Below are 22,833 nucleotides of genomic sequence, written 5' to 3' on the forward strand. Positions count from 1 at the left end.
TTCAATATGACAGTACAAACCTCTCCTCTGATGCAAGATGCGACTATGGATTCAGTTGATCAGCTGAATCTATCGGGTCTTATTGATACCTTGTTGCAGCATCTATGGCTAATAGTCGGCTTTTTTGTAGCAGCGTTGATTGTTGGTGTGAGCTATGCTGTATTAGCTACGCCCATCTACAAAGCTGATGCGCTCGTACAAGTTGAAGATAAAAAACCGAGCGCTCTGGGCGGTTTGCAGGATATTGCAGATGCATTGGGTGCAAACTCCAGCCCAGTCAGCGGTGAGGTTGAAATTTTACGATCCCGCGAAGTAGTAATAAAAGCGATAGCTGCGACTCACGCAGATATAAAGATTAGGCCACATTATTTTCCCCTCATCGGCTCCTGGCTTGCACGCAGACATACTGCTGTTGAACTTGCTGATCCGGTTCTTGGGCTAAATAGCTATGCGTGGGGAGGGGAGTCCTTAGAGTTAGACGAATTCATTGTTCCTTCCTCGAGCTATGGAAAGTTTTTTACCATTCGCGCGACCGGCGACGGAAAATTTGAAATCGAAAATAGCGATGGTGATCTAGTTGGCGCCGGACGCGTGCATGAGCGGACAGAGTTCCTTGTCGATGGAAAATCTGCTCAGATTGTTGTTAAAGATCTGCGGGCCCATGTTGGCACACAATTCAACGTCAAACGAGAAGCCATCGTTGATGTTTATCGCGATATATTACAAGATTTATCGGTGGCGGAAGTCGGCCGCCAAAGTAGTGTGATCCGCGTGAGTTATGTGCATTCTAATGTGGATTTCGCGTTAGGCTTGGTTAATGCTATAGCGAAAACCTATCTCACTCAGAATGTGGAGCGCCGTAGCGCTGAGGCAGATCAAAGCTTGAAATTTCTCGAGCAGCAATTGCCTGAGGTTAAGCAAAGTGTTATTAAAGCAGAAGACGCTCTGAATGCATTTCGGACAAAGACCAACACCGTCAGTGTTGAAAAAACGACGGATAGTTTGCTCCAGCAGGCCGTAGAGACGGAGAAAGAACGACTGCAGCTCCAACTAAAACGTGACGAATTGCGCCAACGTTATCGACCAGAACACCCTGAGCTTCGCGCCGTAGAGTCGCAACTAGCCGCTCTGGAAAGAGAAGGTGGCCTCATTAACGATCAAGTCAATCGGCTGCCTGCCGCACAGCGTGACTTGCTTCGGTTGCAACGCGATGCTGAGGTTAGCAATGAACTATATGTGGCTCTTTTGAATAACGCTCAGCAATTAAAAGTCGCAAAGGCCGGTACCGTCGGTAATGTGCGAATTATCGATTTTGCAGTGCGAGATGATGAGCCAGTCGAACCGAAGAAGTTAAATGTTTTGTTCACCTCCGCGATGTTGGGGCTCTTGCTTGGTATTGTGGCTGCGTTCGTTGCGAGGTTGCTGAGACCGACGGTCCGAGATGTAACGGAAGTAGAGCGGGCAACTGGTCTTGTTTCTTTTGCGAGTGTTCCTGAAAGTGTTTCGCAGGAGAAACTGGATTCGAGTAAGCGAGATCAAAAGGGACGACAGGCCATCGTTGCGGGTAGAAGTCAACTCTTGGCCGTTCTTCAACCAGACGATCCGGCCATAGAAAGCCTTCGCTCTCTACGTACAGGACTATCTTTTGCCACACTCGGCGCTCAAAATAAGAACATCGTTATAACTGGTGCTACGTCTGCTCTTGGGAAAAGTTTTGTCTCCGCTAATTTGGGCGCGCTGCTTGCATCGGCAGGAAAAAAAGTCCTGCTGGTTGAAACCGATATGCGCCGCCCCCAATTAGGCACGTACTTCGGTTATGACATGAGACCAGGCTTGTCCAATCTGCTCGTGGAGCAGAACACGCTGGAAGATGTTTTATTGAAGAACGCTGCCTCTATTAATGGGCTGGATATTCTTCCTTCTGGACAAATTCCACCCAACCCAGGTGAGCTGTTACTTACGGAAAAATTCGCCAAACTGTTGGAAGAAGTTCAATCCAACTATGATCACATAGTGCTCGATTCTGCACCCATTCTACCTGTCGGCGATACATTGGCCGTCGCAAAACTTGCAGCAACGGTGTTTTTGGTTGTGCGTTCAGAGGTAAGTACGCTTGGTGAAGTGCGCGATGCAATACGTAAACTGGAATCAACGGGCGGTCACGTTAAAGGATTGATTTTTAACGGGATTAAGCGGAGGCGGGTCGGGTACGGATACGCTTATCGCTACTATTATGGGTATGGGACCAAGAACTGAGCGGATTCGCTTATAGACCTGTCTATATCCTTGCCTCTTGCCCCTGTGCAGGTAAGAGGCAATTTCGAAAATTACTTTCGATGTCAAATGCGCAGTATCGCACAGTAGAGCCATGTAGCGATTTCACGTTACCTCGACAATTGCTCCAGCCTGTGCCGATAAGACGTAGCGCGGTACTTTCAACTAACTGCGATTGCGCCCTACCTCCAAATGCTTCGTGCGAATATCGGCCCATTCGGCTCACTGGTGCCGTGAAAGCTTCGTATGAGTGTGCTGCTTAAGCTATGGGTTGCAGTTCGGCTCAACGACAAAATCTCCCTTTCAGGATGCCCTCGTACCCACAGCGAGGAGCGCAAAAGCAATGCATCGTCTAATTAAATTGTTCTTCGCGAAAGCGCAGCGGATTATTCAAAAGCCTATGCGTGTCATTATCTTTCGCCTATATCAATGGATGATGTTGGCTCTTTTTAGAAGAGTAAAAGGTTGGAGGGCGGTAGAGTGGCGCTCTCATCGTATATCTCTGCAGAAACAGTTAACGAAAAATACTGTTATTTTGAGAGATGCGAGTCCTACCCTCTCGTCCGAAGAAAAAGCACTGCTGTCTTTCTTGTCTGAAAACGTAATACGCTCAGACTTCAGTATTTTTTCCACAAAAGTTCCTGATCTAACCTCATACGATTATCAGAGCGATTGGAGATACGGGAAAAAATGGCCACCTCAGTACTATAAATCCTATGTCTTTTATGAGCAGAAAAATCGTCCATATGACGTGAAATTTCCTTGGGAACTTTCCCGCCTTCATTTCCTGATGCCGCTATTTGTAAACGCTGCCGGAAATTCAGATAAATATCTAGAAGGCCTCGAGTATGCCCAGGTGATGCTGGCTAGGTGGCGGTCCCTGAATCGTGTTGCTTACAGCGTGAACTGGTATCCGATGGAGGCTTCAATTCGTTTGATCAACCTTGTTTTGATGCGGGATCTGGTTGTTCAAGCGCTATCCACGGAGTCAGACGCAGGATCTGTCCTCGAAGATTTATATTCCTCTCTGTCTGCAATGATCTATGAACACGCGGTTTTTGTATGGATGAATCGTGAGTTTACCGACGTGCGAGGAAATCACTTTACCGCAAATCTGGTCGCGTTGCTTTGTGCATCTTATGCACTGAGTAAAAACGCTACCTCCAGAAAGTGGCGCCGTTATGCAATAAAATGGTTGAATATAGAAGTGTCGCTGCAATTTCTTCAAGATGGCGTGAATTTTGAGAAATCATGTGGCTATCACAAACTAGTTCTAGAGCTTTTTATTCTCGCGGCAATCTCGAGGGCAAAGCATGGCGAACCATTCGCTCAAGACGCACTAGTTCTTCTGGAGTTAGCAGCTAAATACAGCGAAGCCACTATGCGACCAGACGGAAGTTCCGCTGGTTTCGGAGACTCCGATGACGCTGTGATTTTACCATTCCTCTTCGATCGTCCGCGGGATCATGGTCCTATCGTGGCCCTAAGTCAAAGTTTTCTGGAGTATGACTCACCAAGTCCATTGGTGAAAAAAATTGACTATTTGGCGGCGAAATTTTTGACTGCTTCTAAAGGTATTCCAAGAATAAAATTGGTCAACGATAGCGAAGTTATGTACTTCCCGACAGGTGGATATGTGGTGGTTCGATCTATACAAAAAAATAGCCACCTCATGATCGATGTTGGAGAAGTAGGAATGAATGGGAGAGGTGGGCATGGACACAACGATTTGCTGTCATTCGAGTTCATGAGGGATGCTATTAGTCTCGTTAGAGATCCTGGATGTTCCGGGTATACCGCCGATTTATTAAAAAAAGACCACTATCGACGTACGCGTTCTCATTCGACTGTCTGCTTGTTTGATGAAGAAATGGCTCGTTTTTCGGGAAGTTGGGGGATAGAGAACGATGCACAACCGTATAACATTTCCGTAGTAAGAAAAGACGGTTCGGTAGAAGTGTGCGCGTCACATAACGGATATGAGAGGGTAAGTCAAGGAGCTTCAGTTTCACGAAAGTTTGAAATTAATTTGATTACCTTGGATTTTTTGTTAACAGACGAAATCGATTTTTGCAACGCCTCGGGATCTATCGAATGGAACTTCCCCGTTGGTGCATTGGAAGTGAACGTATCGTCGGATCGACGTTCTGCTGTCATCAAGGCGCAGGGAAAAACCTATTCAATTGAAATGAAGGGTGAGGCTCAGGTTTGTGTCCGCCCTGATATCTATAGCGAGGCATATGGGCATGAGTCGCCAGGAAATGTCTTGGTTGCCAGAATTAATAGAGCTACCGGAATTGTTAGACAGGTATTTGATTTCAAGAAGATAATTTAGGAAGGGTTTTGAATGAAACAGGTTTTTCTTTCAGGGCAAGGGCGCATTGAAGTGAATGAAGCTCCCGTCCCGGGTAAATTATACAAAGGGGTTCTTGTACAAAATGCCTTCTCCCTGATTAGCGCAGGTACAGAGGGCAGTGCAGTTACCAAGAATTCAGGACTCCGAGGTCTTTATGAAAAGGCGATGAATTCGAAAGACAAGTTTGGTCAAATTTGGGATATGGCCAAGTCGCAGGGGTTTCGCAATACGGCGGAAGCGCTGCAAAGTAAGCTGTCTGATATGACTGCTCTCGGGTATACATCAGCTGGTATTGTTCTGGAAATCGAGGAGAATGTTAAAGACTGCAAAGTCGGCCAACGTGTTGCATGCATGGGCGTGGGGTATGCAAGTCATGCGGAATTTGTAGTTGTGCCCGAACAGCTTACTGTTAACCTGCCTGATACCGTTAGCTTCGAAAGTGCAGCCTTCGGAGCGATTGCTTGTATAGCGATGCAGGGAATTCGACGGCTCGAGTTATCCCCTGGTGAACGGGTAGGAATTATTGGGCTTGGGCTTATCGGACAATTGGCCCTTCGGTTAGCCCAAGCGATGGGATATGAAGCTTATGGGTTTGATATTTCAGGGGAAAAAGTAGAGCACGCACGGCGTTATTGTCAGAGTTCAGGAGTAGTTAATTCAGCCCAAACTGATCCAGGGATGCAGGTTAATACTTGGACAGAGGGGGAGAGTCTCGATGGAATTGTTATTTGCGCGTCCAGTGATTCAGATGCCTTGATCAATTCTGCCTTCTCTCTTTGCAGAAGGAGGGGGCGTGTGTCCGTTGTGGGGGACGTGGGGCTCGGATTGGAGCGGGCGCGCATGTATGCAAAAGAGCTTGAATTGCGATTGTCATGCTCCTACGGACCCGGACGATACGATTCTAATTATGAATTGAGAGGAATCGATTATCCGATTGAGTTTGCTCGTTGGACCGAAAAAAGAAATTTGGAGTATTTCATTTCGCTTCTACACTCGGGACGGCTTAATGTCGATGATTTGATTACTGAGAAATTTCCCGTTGTTCGGGCGACAGAGGCCTATTCCAGAATAAAATCAGATCCATTGAGAACTTTCGGTGTGCTGTTGGATTATGCGCTGCCTAGCCCTCAAAATTGCGGGTTGCCTAAAGATGCTTTCAAGATTATAGCTAATCCGCAACCGCAAATTAGAACCGGAAGCGTCCATGTTGGCTTAATTGGGGTCGGCGGTTACGCGAAGAATGTGCATGTCCCGAACTTGGGGAAAATAAAAGCTGCGACAGTGTCGGCGGTTGCTAGCCGCTCCGGAGCTTCCGCCGCCGTGGTTGCAAAAAAAATCGGTGCGGCATATGCGACTTCTGATACAAATCAGATTTTATCGGATGATGACGTTCACGCCGTGGTAATTTCGACGAGACATGAGAGTCATGCGGAGTTAGTTTTGAGAGCATTGGCTAGCGGTAAGCACGTCTTTGTCGAGAAACCGATGGCCACAACAATCTTGGATTGCCTAAAAATTCTTCGCGAGGTGCAGAAAGGGGAGAGTATCCTCCGTGTAGGCTACAACCGGCGTTTCTCCCCTCAATTGAAAGTCATGAAATCAAATTTGGGAAATGGCCCTCGTGTGCTTAATGTACGAGTAAATGTTGGTGCCATGGGAAACCACTGGTCTAATACTGCTGAGGAGGGAGGGCGCCTGATGGGAGAAGGAGTTCACTTTTTTGACTTCGCAACCTGGATGCTGGATTCAAAGCCCCTTTCTGTTCAGGCTAGTTTTGTTGGAGAGGCGAGTGTGACCAATCCCGATGCCTCTATATCGATAGCGTATGAAAATGGATCGGTTGCTAACATCAATTATGTGACGATCGGAAGTACAAAGCGAGGCAAAGAATATTTTGAAGCCTTTGGGAACGGACGCTGTGTAGTTGTCGACGACTATAAGGGGGTCGAGATCTATGGTCAGTCGAAGAAAGTAGTTCGAGATGGAATGAACGACAAAGGCCAACTAGCTGCAATGACAGAATTTATCAATGCTATCCTTGGACAGGAGAGTGGTGGGGGCGCGGATGCAGTGGCGGGGTTATACGCTACGGCAATTGCGGAAGCTGCAGTACTCAGCGGAAGAGAGAAGGCTGTGATCAAACTGGATGAATATATCAAAGAAAAAGCGAGTGCTTTGAGTTCTTGATTCAGCCCAAAACTGCTGCCTATTGATTGTTCAGGGAAGAATGAAAATCTCTGCGAAAAGTCAAATTATTGTAAATGTTGGATTTGCATTAATTAAGAGTGCCTTCTTGATGTGGAGTATTCGACTAGCTGATCAGACGCTGACGCCTGTGGTTATGGGGGCGATCCTGCTCTTCCGTCGACAAGGTGTTTTTTATGGAAATCTGACACAGCTCGGATTTTCGCAGAGTATCATTAAATTTTGTGGAGTCGCTGACCGTAGTGCGAAGAGTAATCAACTAATCGCTAATATGGTTAAATTGGTCTTCGCACTAGCAACAATTTTGAGCGTTGGAGCATTTTTTTGGGGCGAAGCTCTTGGGAAGTTTGCGCTTGGAAATTCAGGCCCGCTCATGGCGTTTTGGCTAGTTGTTTATGCAACAGGAATAGCTTTTGGTTACTTGGCCGGCTCAGCTTGGCGATCCGAGTTGCACTTCTCAAAATATAATGTGGTGGATTGGTTAAATGGTAGCTTGATCTTTGTTCTCTGTTTGCTGGTTTTTCCTAGCGATGGGAGTTTAGAAGACCTGTCGATGACATTGGCGGTGGGTACCTTAGTATCATCTGTTGGGTTTCTTGGGTGGTTTTTAATTCATAAAGGATATATGTCCTCCTTATTGAAGCCGTCACTCGCCATTGATCGCAAGGTTTTACTTTTCGGGTTTTCCAGAGGTGTTGCTGCATTTGCGGATGCTGGCACGATAGTTATCGGCCCTTGGCTGCTACGAAATGATCCAGAGAAAAGCGGCTTTCTAATAATAAGTTATACATTAGTGCGGATTGCACAGGCGGTTGTTCTGCCAGTAGCACAGGTCTTCGCGCTCAGGGCGAATAGCAAAATCTTTAATACGCAAGACGAAGAGAAACGATTGGTGCAGTTCACGCTATTTTCTATAGTGGCTTCGATCTTGTTTTGTATTTTCTATTATGTCGCTGGATGGAAATTGTTGAGGTATTGGATTCCCGACTCGTGGCAGCAGGTCAATGAAATCCTCTTTTATATAATTATTTTTACGCCAGCTGTTTGTGGGTTTTATGCGCTTAGAAACCACGTTGATCTCAAGTATTCGAGCCCTATCAATTTATTTTTTCTGGCCCTTGCAGTAGGAATCTATATCGCTGTGGCCATTGGTATGGTAGCTATAGGGTTTGACTCGTTAAAAGCAGCGACTTATGCTTCTTGTGCGATGTTCTCTCTTTTCTATTTATATACTATCTACTTCATATGGGCTTTTGGAAAGAGAAGAAATGCACTGGTCCAATAGCACTTGTGGAATTTTGGTAAAGTCTTGATCGAAGCTCATTGCGGAAAATTTTTAGAGTCTTAAAATGACGCTTTTTTATGCTATTGCCTGGGCTGCTCTCTTGTGGATCGCGTTGCGTTCCAGAAGTCGATACTTGTTCTTCTTTGTGGTTTGTCAGTTTGTTTTTGTTGGCTTGGGACTAACGATTTTTCCGTTCTTTGGATTAGACAAACTAGCGGAATCATTTTCTACGTTTCGCGTGGAGTTACTTAGTGAAGGCGACTTCTATAAAGCAAACGCGATAGTATTAGTTGGAAGCTGGGTCGCTGTTATTCTTAATAGATTGTTGCGGCAACCAGATTTATCAACTATGAATGCACACCGACGGCAATTGGTCCTCCAATCTGGAGTACGGAGGCCGCTATATTTTGTATGCAGCTTCGTAGCCATCTCCGCATGTACTTTTTTTATCATACAAAATTTCTCTTCATATAAGAGTTTAATAACAGCGGCGAACCCAGATGCTCTTACTGATTTTGTGGAGCTTCGCTACGAAGCCATATCAAATTATTTGATAATTCTGATTGTCTATAATTTTGCCCCGGCAGTATCGATTGTTGCGTTATTGCGATATACGTCAGGAAAAACAAAGCTTTCTCTTATTTTTTTTGCGATATTTTTTGTCATTACCTCATTAGCGCTTATATTCACTTTCCAGAAGCGCCCGTTAATGGTCTATCTGGGCGGGTGCGCTATAGCGTGGGTACTCTATGAAAGATATCGCCGAGGTCATGAAATAAGAATAGATTATGCAAACTTATTGGCAAAAAAGTGGATATATTTGCCGGTGGCGTTGGGTGTTGTATTTTTCTTCTATTATTTTCAAACGGCCTATCGATTCTATATGAGTTTCTGGGACACAGTCCCGTTGTTGTTCGAAGTCATAGTTACGCGGGTGATCGGGCGATTGTCGTTGCCGGCTGCAATGTATGTCGATTATTTTCCTAGCGTGGCACCACATTATTGGTTGAGCAATGTTGGATTGTTTGGATCATTATTGGGATTCGATGTTTTTGAGGACTCCCGTGTTGTGTTTTCCTCATACGCTGTTGGAGCTCAGTCGGGAAGTGTTGCTGCCTCTGTGTTTATCGACGCATACGGACAGGGGGGGGTCATCGTAGCCATCCTCTATGGTGCGGTAGTGGCGTTAATAATAAGTTGGTTTGATGTAATGACAACAAGAGCTCCTCAAGGTATGTCACGAGTCTACGTGATGATCTTTGGTATGGTGTTCTTGTATTATCTCAGTCAAGCTAGTCTCTTTCGATCAGCATTGGGCTACGGAGGAGTATTTTATTTTTTGGTATGGCTGTTATGTTTTAAAAAGAAAATTCGGTATAGCGGGAATTTTTGATCAGGTGTGTGAAATTATTCATGCCTTTGATTGTTGAGATGGTGACATTCGCCGCCAGTGTCGAACTGTTTGTCGCCACATTCCTGAAGGGCTTGGTAGTTTTTTTAAATTTTCCAGGCATGAACTTTCAGAAGATGTGATTTGCGCGAAGTACTATAAGCATAACGATCAAGTAAGCAGCGTCTCGTAGACGTTCGAAATGACGATTACCCGGGGCATGAACTGCATCGGTTGATGCTGCCAGGCGCTTCATACAAGCAGTAGCCGTTGTAACCGACAAGCCAGCGGACTGTAGTGGCCTGGATCTATTCTAAGTTTGTGGAGAGACGGATTAGCTCGGTGAAAGCCTGCTCACTCTATCATCGAGGAAGCGACGTTGAGCATGAAGATGGAAGATGACGCGGGACAGCCAAGCGTATAAGCGCCTGGTGTTGGACCATACAAGGTGAGACCATGGTGGCGAGGCGAGCAGTTAGCACGACCGGTCGCCATTGGAGTCGAATCGTGGGTCGATAGCGGCAAGCAGGGTATGGCGAATTCCTCGTGAGCCAATCTCCAGGATGTGGGCGAGCACTACGAGCTGCCAGCTGAAAATTTCAAGAGGCGTACGGCGAAGCGATGCTGGCCTTGAGTGCCAGAAAAAATTGCGGTGCCCGTTGGGCGAGAACGAGAAGTGATCGAGGCGATCATCCAGGGACTGTAAGCCGAGAGAAGCTGAGCCGCCGGTTCGACGGGCTACACCGCACGGTCTACGAGAAGCCGGTGAAATTGGTACCGAAGGTTGATCCCAGACTCGCCACGTCGATTAAGGCGATGATTGAAGAGTCGCCATTGTTCGGGTGCCGGACGGCTGCCCATCTGCTGGGATTCAATAAGAACATAGTGCAACGTTGTTCCAATTGACGGTTGGCCAGTTCCACATGCGGCCAATCGGCTTCAGCCTTCAATCCAGAAATTACCGGTAACGGTCAGGCCCAACGAGCGTTGGTTGACGAACTTATGCTGAGTCTAGGTGTTGAGACGGTTGGCGCGGCGCGGTTCTTTACGCCGCCTTCGTGCGCAACTATAGCTTGTGCGAGGAGTTCATCATGCCACACTGCCCGCAGCAGAACGGCATGGTCGAACGCGTGATCCACACGTTGAAAGAACAAGTCGCGCATCAGCATCACTTCGAGACTGTCTAACACGCCAGTCGCGTGATCGGTGGCTGAATACGCTTCCACAACCACCGACGTCCGCATCAGGCGTTGGGCATGGCCGGTCGAGGCATATGCTTTAGCTGCGTCGTAACTTGAGCTGGTGCTTCTGGGTCAATACAGTTCCTCCTAGTTCTTATTGGGATAAGTCGAGATATATCTGTTTCAATCGAACGCTCTCACTTTCCCAATTGTAATCCTTTAGAACCGCCTCTCTTCCGGCCTGACCCATTTTTTGACGAATGTCAGGGTTCGCCATGAGGTAATCGAGTTTTTCGCTGAGATCTGCCGCGGAAGATGAATCAATCAATAATCCGCAGCCACTTGACTGCACAATCGGAGCCACTTCTACGGCAAAAGAGGGGCAGATGACGGCCATGCGAGCTGACATATAGTCAAACATCTTGTGTGGCATAGCGTAAACGTGATTTTGAATACCGGGTTGAAAAATGATTAATCCGATATGCGCTCGAGCGAGTATTTGAAATGCATCCTCAAATGGCATCCAATCATTTACGGTAATACGATCAATTAATCCAAGCTTCTGTGCTTCAGCGAGAAATTCATCTTTAGTGCCATCGTTGAATTCTCCTACAACTGTCAGATGTGGGGTTTTGTCACGCATTAAATGCAATGCGGATAAGAGTTGGGGCCAACCGCGCAACTTGTTGAAGAGTCCGAAATGAACGATAGTGACATTTGAGGATGATTTTGTCTCAGCCAATGCTTTATCTAAATTGAGACCTTTCAACGGGGTGAAGTTGCGAACCAATATCTTCTTATGCTCTGCGCATTTAAAATCATCGGCGACGGTTTCCTTAGCAAGGACAATTCTGGCAGTGAAGGGCGTAAGAAGGCGAAAGGTTTGGCGGATTACCCAAGCAACGGCTGGGCGTAACCAAGGGGGAAATCTGCTTTCAGAAAAAGTGCTTGGATAATGTTCATGAACATCAAATACACAGATTTTTCTTTGAAATATCCGTAAAGCAACTCCGATGATCCAAGAATCAACCTCGTTACAATGGTAGACATCTGCGTTGGTAGCCTTGGCTTTTTTATATAAATCAAAAAACTGCCTGAGTCTCCCCTTTATACCTTTAGGGCGAGGATAGGTGATAACGGTAACACCCTTAAAATTTCCATTTTCACGTTTTTCTCCCGGGCATAGATGTATTACCTCGTGTCCTTCTTGAGCTAAAGTCACCGCCTCCTTGTCAAAGACTCTTTTATCAAAAGGAGGATGCATGGAAGAAAGAAAACAAATTTTCACTAAATCTCCGTTGTCAAATTAAGTCGATTGGCCAATTGTTAATTACACTAGAAAAATGAATCTGAAAAGAAATTTAATGGATCTAGATATGAAATTTAATTTTTTCTACTGAGGTCCATAGGGAAGCCAACGCGCGTCATTCGTAGTGCCAATGCAAACCCAGCCTCCACGAATTCCTCTGGATTCTCTTCGAGCAACAACGTCACCGAATTCACATTTCAGGTTTGTCTGAGGTGCTGTCGCGGTTTCTCTGATTACTGTTGGCTTGGTACGCAACGCTCCAGTTTGAGATTGTAAATTTTGAGTTTTGCTATCGATAGATAGAATTCGATTTCCCGCTGTGGAGTCTGACGTAGACGATCCTGGGATCCAACGAACTTCACGAGAGCCGTAAGCTTCGTTATTTTCAGATGCTATTTGTACTTTTGGATCTTTGGTTGTAACAATATCAAGAGAAGAGGAAGTATTGGAGTCGGCCACGAGTAGATTATTGCTAACTCGAATTTGTGAAATGGCTCCAACAGCATCGATCAATTTTGACGATAAACCTAAAAATGTATTTTTGTCCAGCAAGACTCCATCGATAGCCCCGTCGTTTGTGTTTAAATTGATAAACGGAGGCGATTTTAGGGAGTTATTAATGACAATGTTTTCTTTTACTGCAAGATTAAGGCCTGTTCGGTTCTTTGAGCTGCGAATAATTATAGGGCTAGATGTTATATTAACATCTACTATGTTTTTTATGAATTCGATAGCAGATTGAGGTGATGATTTTAGATAGATGTCAAATGCAACTGTTCGACCGATGATCTGATTCCCCGAGAATAAGACGTTTTTTGCTGATTCTATTCCGGAGCCATTGAGAAGAATCGCTGCATGCCTGGACGCTAGTGATGAAGTCCACTCAATTTTGTTATCACGGATAATCGTTTTTTCAAATTTTCCTCTATAACCGAGGGAATGGGCCGCTATGGTTAGAGCTATAGCAGATGCCTGGCTGCCTCTTTGACCGAGGCCCACATTAACTAAATGGTTGGAATAGCAGTCTAAGCTCTCTATATTGCCGAGATAGATGCCCCCTCCGGGACAAGATTCAATGTTATTTGAATGCACGGTTGCATTGATATAGCATTGGCCGGGCTTCATTGCGCAGGTGCTGCTAGGAGCGATGATTTTTCCACGGGATTTTATTTCCTCCCAATTTCCGCCACATTCCTTAAATATATTTCCAGATACTTCACAATTGCGAGACGTAATTTTCGGAAATATCTCAAGTCCTATGACGCCTATTCTAGAGAAGGCATTGTTTCGCACTACAAGATCGTCACATGGAAGAGGCTTCGCGCCTTTTTCTGTATTCTCATATACTCCCAGTCCATAAAAAGAAGCTCCTGTAAAGGAGCAATTTTCGACACGAATTTTTTGGCTATTTTGTATGTCGACTAGATTGGATATTTTGCCCGTTTTCTTGTAGAGATGCTCATCTTGGAAATTTATTCCAAGAATTTCTAATCCTTGCCTAAAATTTCGGAAAATTATAGGGCGAGAATAGGTGAGCTGATCATCAAGGACGATTACTACTGTTCCAGGTTGTTCAGCCTTAAAAGAAAATGCTTGTGGCCCCCCCGGGTAGAGAATTGGGTGATTTAGACGGTATTTCCCAGGGGGGATGATCAATTGAGTTAGCTGCCCTTTAGACACATCCTGAGACGCAGCCGAAAATGCAAAGCTGTCATCTGAAATTCCGTCTCCTTTTGCTCCATAGTCTGTTATTTTTCTTTGGGTGCTTGATTTGGTTTGTGGATACCCGATGCGGGGAAGTAGTAAGCCGGGTAAGATGGCCGCAGCTTTTACTAAAGTTCGTCGTTGCATGGCAGATTTATCCCTAAAGTCATTGACAGATTTTGAAGGTCAATGTTTTAAAGTAGGCCAGAATTCCACCAAAAATATGTCTAATTGAAAACAATTGCAGCGACAAGTGTCTTGGTTTTATAAATTAAGAGAAGGTTTCACCGCATGTAGCGGATTACGCTTCAAGCGGAGCATTGGACGTTCAATAAGTAACCAGGAGAGAATGGCGCAAATGGCGGTGAGTGCCAATGCAAATGTAAAACCCTTGGCGCCGCCGAGCTTCAGAAAAATTAGCGTGTTGATAATTGGCATATGATAGATATATATACCGTAAGAGAAATCATTTGTGCGGAGCAGGCGACTGGAGATGTTGGGCCAGCTTACCGCCCATGAGACAACGGTGAATGCTAACAGTGTCGCCAAAACAGGATTGATTTCGTTTCCTGTTTTTAATGAGAAAAAATAGGTTGAAGAGAAAGAAAGCACGCAATATGTAAAGGTCCAGATAATCGCGTTTTTTTCTAGATATTTTTGAAGCGAAAGATAGTTGCGTTGTATAAGTATTCCAACCAGAAAAAGATAAAGATAGGTTGGCAATACTACTTGACTGATTTTTTGAAAAATTCGAGGGAGAGATTGCTGAAAAAAATCTCCGAGAATAAAAAAATTCAGAGCACCTAGTAAGATTGTCATAGTAATCAGTATGGCGTTTCGGGGATTTCCTGAAAGCCAGCGATATATCAATGGCAATGCAACATAAAACTGTAGTTCAACAGAGATTGTCCACAAGCTGCCATTTAACACGCCTACGCCGAAGCTACGTAGAAAATCGGGATTATAAAACTGTAAGAATGAAACTTGAGCTAGTAGCCATGGAATGAGTTCGATATTGTTGAATGCGACGTCACCAACCACGCTGGCAAGGAAAATTGAAAAGGCAAGGCAGGCCCATAAAGCCGGGAATATGCGCAATGCTCTATTGCGAAAATAGGAACGAAGATCAGGATTCCGCTCATAAGATGCTGAGATGAGAAATCCGCTAATAACAAAAAAAATCGGAACGCCGGGAAAATGGGACAGTATATTTTGTAGTGCCGGCTTTGAAAGGTTTAAGTGTTCAATGCCATGCATTACTAAAACTTGAGTTGCGGCAACAATTCTGAGTAAATCGAAATTGTTTACCTTCCACCTTGTAGAGTTCATGCGTCCCTCTTTCAGGATACGTCCGTTGTCCAGAAGTAGTCAGTTGTTATTTCGCAAGCTTGATCAACTTCTACCTCGAGCACCGGCACGGGTTCTTTTTTGCCGTAGTATCTTGATTCCCACCCTTGAACCAATTGAAATCTCTTTATTGGATACGCGCAGGTAATTTGAAGGCGATGTTGTCCGTCGCTCACGGCGTTGTGGATAATCGTCCAGTTTCTTGAGGGGTCCAGTCTCCAGCGTAAAACGGCTTTATGTTTGAAGTTAGAGATGGAGTCTTTAATTTGTAATCGATCGTCATTGAGAGATATCTTTCTACGATGAATTGCTCCTCGCCAGTCTTTATAGCCTGCTTCGAAAGCAACCTCTCTCTCATTTTTCTCAATCGCAGAAAGGTAATTCGTTTTTAACCACTCCCCAAACAGGAATCGGCTAATGCGTGGCATCTGCTCGCGAGAATCAAATTGGATGCTGTTGTGACTTGCAATACCAGGAAAATATGTGAGAGATTCGTCGTCGGTGTTATAGCTATAAGTTCCACCGTCTCGAAGTAAGTTATCTTTCCCTATCCAAAAATCAACATGGAGCGCGTCTGCGTGACTTGGTCGAAAACGGAACCTGGGGAATCTCAGCAGTGCCATTGCGCGGCCGAGCCGCAGTACTGCATATCCTCCATCCTTCAACAGTTTAGAGGGGGAAGGAGAGGGTGAGGTGCAACACGAAGAAGGCGGAGAGGTTCCAACCCAGGCCAACGGATCTTCAGTTTGTCCCGAAAAAGCAAGGGGCAGCTGAGAGCCAAAAAGCGCGGAGGCAATATAGACAGATGGACGGAAGTCTCTGTAGTCACTGTCAGTAATGGGAAAGAGGCGAGCCCCGTCATTCGCTCCTAAATTGGGGCCGTCGCCATTGCTAGAGACCGTGAGTGTGTGAAGCCACGCGCAGGCAGCTGAAAGGCGAGAATGTAAGTTCTTTGAAAACGAAGGAAGGCCTAACGAGCGGCGCCAAATTTCAGCCATGCTATACGTATCTAGCATTACCCTGTGATAGTTCAATGAGTACTGGCTGAACGAGCCGTCCTTTTCTATTAGCTTGCGTGCGCGATTTTCAAGCCATTTTCTTCCAAGCCGATCCCAGCGAGTGGCATCAGGATATCCATTTGCCCTAAGCCAACTGCCGCCAATGAAAAGGGCTGCAGCTTCAGAAGTGCCGTGATTGTTATCCTGCGCGATCGCATAAGTTATAGTAGGTACTATTCTCCTGAGGTGATGATAGATCAAATCGAGGAGAGAGGTGGAGGGAAGCTTAGCTTGTCGCAAGATGAGAGCAGCCATAGCCAAATGCATTACTCGTATCGAGGCTTCTTGACCACATTTCCAGTTTGAACCACGATACGGCGGATTTTTTTCACTCCAATCTTTTATCCAATTATTTAGACGAAGTAGAGCCGCGCTGTCACCAGATGAAGCCTGCTGCGCAAATGCAATTGCCCAGTCAAACCGGGATAGTTCCCAAACACCCTTAATATCGCCGACAGAAGGATCGAAGTCCGAAATTTTCCACCACAACAGCGACGAGTTGGCTCCAGCCTGGCCATTCAAAAGATTCAGGTGCCAGTCGGGAGGTGTGTCTGTTATGGGAAATGATATATGGCCGAATGCGATTCCTGTATTCTTCCACTGAGTGGGCGGAGTTAATGAGTGACATGCCTGCTGTGGAGCAAGGAAGTATGGGGTGCTGTTCTTGAATTGCCCGGTTAAACGTTTCGCAGGATTAAGCCCAATTTTTAATCCCAGCTTGTAGCGGATGGCTCGCGAAACGCTAATAGGGCCAAGGGCCAATGCAGTTCTGAGGTAGGAGAACGGCTTCATTGCTGACGTAGGATTTCAGCAGCCGTGATTGTGGCTTTTGCAACTTCAAATATTTGTTCGGCAGGAATTGCAGGTTTTCCATCTTGAATGCTGCGTAGGAATGCCGCTGCGCAATTGGTTTGGCCTTTATCTTGTTTCCACAAGTTCATTTTCTTAAAGCCGGGCCATCCGTATCCAACCAATTTTCGAAAGTTATCCAATTGCAGGACACGACCTGCCGTGAATACCTCTATCCGTTCTTTGGGGAAACTTGCTGAACCATTTGCCAAATAAAGGATCGTACCAAATGATCCATCAGCAAAACCTAAAGTAATACTGGCTTTATCTTCTGCTACTTCTATAGTGGTGGAGTTTCCCATCCGGCGCGCTTGGATAGAAACGATAGGACTACCGGCGAGGTACCGCATTAAATCTATAAAGTGGCAAGCCTCGCCTATAATCCGCCCACCGCCAACGGTGTTATCCTGTGTCCAATGGTTGGCTGGGATCGAGCCGGCATTCATTGTCATAATGAACGACTTCGGTTCTTTGATTGGTTCTAGAAGCGATCGAATTTTTTGAACATGCGGAGAGAAACGCCGATTAAATCCAACCAGTAGCTGTGGGCCCGAACCAGAATCATGAGCTGTGCTATACGCGGATTGGATTTTTTGCAACTCATCATGATTAAGAGCTAATGGTTTCTCTACGAAAACGTTCTTTTTGGCATTGAGTGCTTTCTCAACCATGCTTGCATGGGTGTCATGTCTGGTAACAATTAGGACTGTATTAATTTCTGGTTGAGCAAGCATCGCTTCTATGTCGGTAGACGCCTGCGCAAAGCCTGCTTTTTTCCCATGTATAACGCCATTGACGCCACCAGAAGTGACTATGGTATGAAACTGCGCTCCTGCGGCTTTAAACGCAGGAATTAGCATTCGCGACGCGTAATTCCCAGCTCCTATGCAGCCGACAACCGGAGTTGCGGTGTCATATTGTGTGGATGCCCTTAGTTCTACGCTTTTAACTAAGCGAGTCGAGGGGTCGGAATTGTATTGCAACAAAATACCCAGTCCACTTTTATCGTTGGTGAGTACTTCGTAAGCTTGAGGAGCATCTTCGAACAGGAACCGATGAGTTATGAGCGGTTTTGCATTAAGTTGACCACTCGAGAACATATCGAGAATCGCTTCGAAATTTCGCTTTTCCGTCCACCGCACGAAACCAAATGGATAATCGTATCCCTTGTCTTCATAGAGGGGGTCATATCGTCCAGGCCCATAAGAGCAGGAAACTTGAAATGTGAGTTCCTTCTCGTAAAAATCAGCTCGGTTTAGTTCAAGACCCGTTACCCCAACAAGAACTATTCGACCACGTTTTCGGCTCATTCTGGCCGCTTGTGTGACTGGGTCGGATGTGCTGGTAGAGGCGGTGATAATTACACCATCCACTCCGTTTCCCCGACTAAATGCAATACCTGCCGCAATCGGGTCTTCGCCTTTCCCTGGATTGCATATTTCAGCTCCAAAATTTCTCGCAAGCTGCAGCTTTCCGTCGTCAAAGTCGATTGCGAGAACTCGGCAGCCGTGAGCTCGCAAGAGTTGAACCGTTAGCAAACCAATGAGGCCGACACCGGTTACGACGAAAGTTTCGCCGAGTGTAGGGCGAGCGAGACGGATACCTTGCAATCCAATACTTGCGACGACGGTAAAAGATGCGGATTCGTCATCAACATTATCCGGGATACGGGCGCAAAGATTCTTCGCAACGCGTACTACATCGGCATGAGCTCCGTTCGAAACTACGCGATCTCCAATTTTGAACTCTTCGGCCCCGGCACCAACTACGGTTACCTTACCGACATTGCAATAACCTAAAGGAAGGGGTTGAGCAAGTTTGGAGCGCACGGCGTCGATAGTCGTCATCAGGCCGTCGGTCCGAACTTTCTCCAGAACCATTTTTACTTTGTCTGGTTGCTGTTTAGCTTTCTCGAGATAGGATGCTTTTCCGAATCCCACTAGCATGCGCTCTGTACCGGCAGAAATGAGAGACAGCTGAGTAGCAATTAAGAGGCTCTCGCGGGAAATTGCAGGGGCGGGAGCCATCGTCACTGTGGTGCCCCCGTTGGCCATGTCCTGGAGAACTTGTTTCATTAACTATCCTTAAGAAAGCGCAATTTAATACGTGAGTCTGAAAGCAGTAGTCCCGGGCATGTTTTTTGCCCGGGACTCGATTTTTATCAGGAAACAGTTCTCTCAGCGAGAAACCTGGCTTGTCCATACTCCACGGGTGTCTACGAATTTCTTGCCGTGAAGTACTTCTCTTGGGATCGCCTTAAATTGCTTGTGGTCTACTAGAAGAACGATAATGTCAGCTTCTAGAAGAGCTGTTTGCGTATCGAGGAGAGTGAGTGATTCGCGGAGCTTGGCTGGAAGCTCGTGGACATTTGGTTCTACAGCCACGGTACGCCCAACATGCAGAGACGCGAGTTCGCGGCAGATCTCCACTGCCGGGCTTTCTCGCAAATCATCAATGTCCGGTTTGAATGCTAGTCCAAGGCATGCGACGGTAACGTCCTTAATGGCTTTGGCTGGGTTGTCCTGAAGATGTTCTGCAATGGCGATCTTGACTTTATCTAAGACCCAAACAGGCTTGGAGTCGTTGACTTGCCGGGCTGTCCGGATGAGGCGAGCTTCGTCGGGCGATGTGCTAACAATGAACCAAGGGTCTACTGCAATGCAGTGTCCCCCGACTCCAGGGCCCGGTTGTAAGATATTCACTCGGGGGTGCCGATTGGCGAGTCGAATTAGTTCCCAGACATTAATTCCAAGCTCTTCGCAAATTATGGAGAGTTCGTTGGCAAACGCTATATTAACGTCTCTAAAGCTATTCTCTGTTAGTTTGCACATTTCGGCAGTGCGTGCATCCGTTATAATGCAGTCGCCGTTTACAAAAATTTTATATAAATCGCAGGCGGCTGTTGAGCATGCGGGGGTCATCCCACCGATGACTCGATCATTAGACACTAGCTCTCGAAGCACTTGCCCGGGCAGAACGCGCTCGGGACAATGTGCAATTCGTATGTCAGATTGTTCCCCGTGGGTTTGGGGAAAAGTTAGGTCGGCGCGAGCTTCAGCCAGCCAGACCGCCATTTTCTCAGTTGCTCCAACCGGAGAGGTGGATTCTAGAACAACAAGATCCCCTTTTTTGAGCACGGGGGCAATAGCTTTGCTAGCAGCCTCGATATATGCTAGGTCTGGTTGATGATTTTCTTTAAATGGGGTCGGGACCGCAATTAGAAATGCGTCGGCGGGTTGCGGGCTGATGGTCGCTTTAAGAAACCCGTCCGAAACAGCCGCGCGGACCACTATGTCTAGGTCGGGCTCGACAATATGAATTTCGCCGCGATTAATTGTTTCAACAGCTTTTTGATTCACATCAACGCCAATGACTTTCTTCTTGCGAGAGGCAAAGACGGCGGCAGTAGGAAGGCCGATGTAACCCAAGCCTACAACGGAAATGGTGTCAAAGGGCATAATTCTCTCCACGGTACACAGTATTCAAAGTTTTCCGATTTGTTCAATAAGAGCTTCCGCTATACGAGAGCATGCTTGCCCATCTCCGTAGGGGTTGTGTGCGTATGCCATGCAGTCATAAGCTCGTTGATCGGTCAGGAGTTCACTAACGTGGTGAACTATATTGTCCGAGTTTGTCCCAACGAGTCGGACGGTGCCAGCTGTGACGGCTTCTGGTCGTTCAGTAGTGTCACGCATCACTAAAACGGGTTTGCCTAAGGATGGGGCTTCTTCTTGAATTCCGCCAGAATCAGTTAGGATGAGCGTTGCACGATGCATCAGGTAGACAAACGGCAGGTACTCCAACGGCTCTATCAGATGTACGTTAGAGATTCCGGAAAGAAGTCTATTGACTGGTTCCCGGACATTTGGATTGAGGTGAACGGGATAAACAATGCCGACGTCGGGGAAGGTGGTTGCTATTTGCACCAATGCTGTGCAGATTCGCTCAAAGCCGTCGCCAAAGCTCTCGCGACGATGACCTGTAACCAGGACGAGGCGGGAGCACGTGTCAAGAAAAGAAAATTGATCACTGAATTTGCGTTGCAGGGCGTCGTCCTGCTTCAGTTTTTCTACGACCTCAAGCAGAGCATCGATTACTGTGTTTCCAGTGACGTAGATATTGGATTTATCTATTCCCTCGCGCAGGAGGTTTTTTTGTGACGTTTCGGTCGGTGCGAAATGAAAACGTGCTAGTGCACCAGTGATCTTTCTGTTTCCTTCCTCTGGCCAAGGGGAATAGAGATTACCTGTGCGAAGACCGGCTTCGACATGGCCCACAGGTGTTTGTTGATAATATGACGCCAAGCTTGTCGCGAGGGTTGTGGCTGTGTCACCGTGGACCAACACCACATCAGGTTTGAACGTAGAAAGGACTTCCTTCATTCCCTGAAGAATTGATGTGCTTACATCGGTGAGATCTTGCCCGGCTTTCATGATATTGAGATCGAAATCGGGAGTAATTTGAAATAGTTCCAAAACCTGATCAAGCATTTGGCGGTGCTGGCCGGTAACGCAGACCTTAGAATCAAAACGAGGGTCTTTTGCTAGCGTTTGGACTAATGGAGCCATTTTGATGGCTTCGGGGCGCGTGCCAAAAACGCATAATGCTTTCATTTTATAAGCTCCTTGCTAGTGTTGGCATCGCAGTAGTTTCCGTTTTCGAGCCATTCTACGAATTGATCGCTTAAATGCTTTCTACTGAATTGGGTTTTGGCTAACGTCAGGGCTCTTTCCCCCATTCGGTGAAGCTCCACCCGATCAGAGGTGGCTTGTTCCAGCGCGTTGGCAAATGCGTGCGGATTGTCCGGTAGTACGGCAAATCCACAGTGATGTTCGCTGATGACTTCTGCCAGCCAACCAGGATAGTTGTTCAGCACTGGCCGCCCGGCCGCCAAGTAATCGAAAAATTTGTTGGGCGACGTGCCGTAATAGAATGCTGGGATGTTGGCCAGGGTCTGGAGGCCGATATCCGTAGCAGCCATCAGGCCCGCCAGTCGGGTCTTGTTGACGGGGTCATGGAATATGACGTTGTTCAACTGGAGCGATGCGGCTCTTTGCATCAAGCTTTGCTTCGTCGCTCCTTGACCCACGAGCAGGATCTTGATGTCTTGCCGCCCGCGCCGCTGCAACTCGGCGGCGGCATCCAGTACAGCGTCCAGGCCGTTGGCCTTGCCGTGCGTGCCGGCGAATACCGCCAGCAGGTCGGTATCGGCAATCCCTTCGGGACGCCATGGCTCGGGATTCGCACCGAAGATATCGATGTCGCATCCGTTCGGAATCAGGGCAATGCTGGATCGAGGCACGCCCCGATGAGCAATGCCGTCCACGATGCCTGGTGAAAGTCCGATCAGCCGGTGTGCCGATTTGTAGCTTGCCCATTCGAGTACGGACATGCCAAACAGGACGGCCGGATTGCGGATTACTCCCATGGCTTTGGGCAGCTCGGGCCATAGGTCGCGTACTTCGAACACGAACGGCTTGCCGCGCAACCAACGCGCGAAGATGCCGGGAATCCCCGCGGTAAGCGGCGTGGTCGTGGCAAAGACCAGGTCGTAGCGCTCGGTCAGGGCGATGGCCACGCTTCGCAACGCAAAGCGCAGGAACGTGGCGGTGCGCTTGATGAATCCGTCCGAGTTGCCGTAAGAAAGGTCGAACTCGACCACCTCCAGGCCGGGCTGGATCGTGCCTCGGCGCTTGCCGCGCACGAACGGCCCCGTCAGGCCGGTTGTGCCGCCCTTATAGCTGCCGCAGACCATGCAGACTTCATGGCCACGCTCGACCAGGCGCTTGGCCATTTCGTACGAGCGTATTCCGGCTGCTCCCTTCGGGGTGGAAAAATGCTGGTGGAAATAAAGAACTTTCATCGGGTGCCGGTT

At 47.0% G+C, this 22,833-nt stretch carries 14 protein-coding genes; 6 read left to right on the forward strand and 8 right to left on the reverse strand.

Annotated features, from left to right (window positions below; all coding sequences use genetic code 11):
* Positions 1-6 precede the first annotated feature (6 nt).
* The 6 genes from WKR98_RS10010 (at position 7) to WKR98_RS29250 (ending at position 10,697) form a co-directional block, all read left to right on the forward strand.
* A complete protein-coding gene (locus tag WKR98_RS10010) occupies positions 7-2,256 on the forward strand; it encodes a polysaccharide biosynthesis tyrosine autokinase (protein ID WP_341432784.1) in 2,250 nt (749 codons plus the stop codon).
* A 361-nt stretch (positions 2,257-2,617) separates the two neighbouring features.
* Positions 2,618-4,609, forward strand: coding sequence for an alginate lyase family protein (locus tag WKR98_RS10015; RefSeq protein ID WP_341432785.1), 1,992 nt, complete (start codon positions 2,618-2,620; stop codon positions 4,607-4,609).
* Between the two features lie 12 nt (positions 4,610-4,621).
* A complete protein-coding gene (locus WKR98_RS10020) occupies positions 4,622-6,817 on the forward strand; it encodes a bi-domain-containing oxidoreductase (RefSeq protein ID WP_341432786.1) in 2,196 nt (731 codons plus the stop codon).
* A 40-nt stretch (positions 6,818-6,857) separates the two neighbouring features.
* Positions 6,858-8,120 carry a hypothetical protein gene (locus WKR98_RS10025; protein ID WP_341432787.1) on the forward strand — a complete coding sequence of 421 codons (1,263 nt, stop codon included), beginning with the start codon at positions 6,858-6,860 and terminating at the stop codon, positions 8,118-8,120.
* Between the two features lie 64 nt (positions 8,121-8,184).
* Positions 8,185-9,513, forward strand: coding sequence for a hypothetical protein (locus WKR98_RS10030; protein ID WP_341432788.1), 1,329 nt, complete (start codon positions 8,185-8,187; stop codon positions 9,511-9,513).
* 1,088 nt (positions 9,514-10,601) lie between these two features.
* The gene (locus WKR98_RS29250) at positions 10,602-10,697 is read left to right on the forward strand and encodes a hypothetical protein (RefSeq protein WP_445936080.1); all 96 of its coding nucleotides are present in this window, start codon (positions 10,602-10,604) and stop codon (positions 10,695-10,697) included.
* A gap of 148 nt (positions 10,698-10,845) precedes the next feature.
* Here the strand turns inward: WKR98_RS29250 and WKR98_RS10035 are convergent, their stop codons facing one another.
* The 8 genes from WKR98_RS10035 to WKR98_RS10070 form a co-directional block, all read right to left on the reverse strand.
* On the reverse strand, positions 10,846-11,979 hold the full coding sequence (locus WKR98_RS10035; RefSeq protein WP_341432789.1) for a glycosyltransferase: 1,134 nt from the start codon (positions 11,977-11,979) through the stop codon (positions 10,846-10,848).
* A gap of 105 nt (positions 11,980-12,084) precedes the next feature.
* Positions 12,085-13,851, reverse strand: a complete 1,767-nt coding sequence (locus WKR98_RS10040) for a right-handed parallel beta-helix repeat-containing protein (protein ID WP_341432790.1) — start codon at positions 13,849-13,851, stop codon at positions 12,085-12,087.
* A 117-nt stretch (positions 13,852-13,968) separates the two neighbouring features.
* Positions 13,969-15,033 (reverse strand): acyltransferase family protein, encoded by a 1,065-nt coding sequence (locus tag WKR98_RS10045; RefSeq protein ID WP_341432791.1) that lies wholly within the window; start codon positions 15,031-15,033, stop codon positions 13,969-13,971.
* Positions 15,034-15,044: 11 nt separating this feature from the next.
* Positions 15,045-16,901, reverse strand: coding sequence for an alginate lyase family protein (locus WKR98_RS10050; RefSeq protein WP_341432792.1), 1,857 nt, complete (start codon positions 16,899-16,901; stop codon positions 15,045-15,047).
* Entirely contained in the window at positions 16,898-19,033 is a 2,136-nt protein-coding gene (locus WKR98_RS10055; RefSeq protein ID WP_341432793.1) for a bi-domain-containing oxidoreductase, read from the reverse strand. Before WKR98_RS10055 ends, WKR98_RS10050 begins: the two co-directional genes overlap by 4 nt.
* Before the next feature lie 102 nt (positions 19,034-19,135).
* On the reverse strand, positions 19,136-20,416 hold the full coding sequence (wecC, locus tag WKR98_RS10060; RefSeq protein ID WP_341432794.1) for a UDP-N-acetyl-D-mannosamine dehydrogenase: 1,281 nt from the start codon (positions 20,414-20,416) through the stop codon (positions 19,136-19,138).
* Positions 20,417-20,440: 24 nt separating this feature from the next.
* Positions 20,441-21,571 (reverse strand): non-hydrolyzing UDP-N-acetylglucosamine 2-epimerase, encoded by a 1,131-nt coding sequence (wecB, locus tag WKR98_RS10065; protein WP_341432795.1) that lies wholly within the window; start codon positions 21,569-21,571, stop codon positions 20,441-20,443.
* Positions 21,568-22,821: a glycosyltransferase family 4 protein gene (locus WKR98_RS10070; RefSeq protein WP_341432796.1), complete on the reverse strand. Its 1,254-nt coding sequence runs from the start codon at positions 22,819-22,821 to the stop codon at positions 21,568-21,570. Before WKR98_RS10070 ends, wecB begins: the two co-directional genes overlap by 4 nt.
* Between the last annotated feature and the right edge of the window lie 12 nt (positions 22,822-22,833).

Origin of the sequence: Pigmentiphaga sp. YJ18 (assembly GCF_038066655.1) — a bacterium.
GTDB lineage: Bacteria > Pseudomonadota > Gammaproteobacteria > Burkholderiales > Burkholderiaceae_B > Pigmentiphaga.

Bases quoted from the DNA above. Each gene is read 5' to 3' on its own strand.
- wecC (WP_341432794.1), bottom strand. From the start codon at position 20,416: ATGCCCTTTGACACCATTTCCGTTGTAGGCTTGGGTTACATCGGCCTT.
- WKR98_RS10020 (WP_341432786.1), top strand. From the start codon at position 4,622: ATGAAACAGGTTTTTCTTTCAGGGCAAGGGCGCATTGAAGTGAATGAA.
- WKR98_RS10010 (WP_341432784.1), top strand. From the start codon at position 7: ATGACAGTACAAACCTCTCCTCTGATGCAAGATGCGACTATGGATTCA.
- wecB (WP_341432795.1), bottom strand. From the start codon at position 21,571: ATGAAAGCATTATGCGTTTTTGGCACGCGCCCCGAAGCCATCAAAATG.
- WKR98_RS10040 (WP_341432790.1), bottom strand. From the start codon at position 13,851: ATGCAACGACGAACTTTAGTAAAAGCTGCGGCCATCTTACCCGGCTTA.
- WKR98_RS29250 (WP_445936080.1), top strand. From the start codon at position 10,602: ATGCCACACTGCCCGCAGCAGAACGGCATGGTCGAACGCGTGATCCAC.
- WKR98_RS10055 (WP_341432793.1), bottom strand. From the start codon at position 19,033: ATGAAACAAGTTCTCCAGGACATGGCCAACGGGGGCACCACAGTGACG.
- WKR98_RS10025 (WP_341432787.1), top strand. From the start codon at position 6,858: ATGAAAATCTCTGCGAAAAGTCAAATTATTGTAAATGTTGGATTTGCA.
- WKR98_RS10030 (WP_341432788.1), top strand. From the start codon at position 8,185: ATGACGCTTTTTTATGCTATTGCCTGGGCTGCTCTCTTGTGGATCGCG.
- WKR98_RS10050 (WP_341432792.1), bottom strand. From the start codon at position 16,901: ATGAAGCCGTTCTCCTACCTCAGAACTGCATTGGCCCTTGGCCCTATT.
- WKR98_RS10045 (WP_341432791.1), bottom strand. From the start codon at position 15,033: ATGAACTCTACAAGGTGGAAGGTAAACAATTTCGATTTACTCAGAATT.
- WKR98_RS10015 (WP_341432785.1), top strand. From the start codon at position 2,618: ATGCATCGTCTAATTAAATTGTTCTTCGCGAAAGCGCAGCGGATTATT.
- WKR98_RS10070 (WP_341432796.1), bottom strand. From the start codon at position 22,821: ATGAAAGTTCTTTATTTCCACCAGCATTTTTCCACCCCGAAGGGAGCA.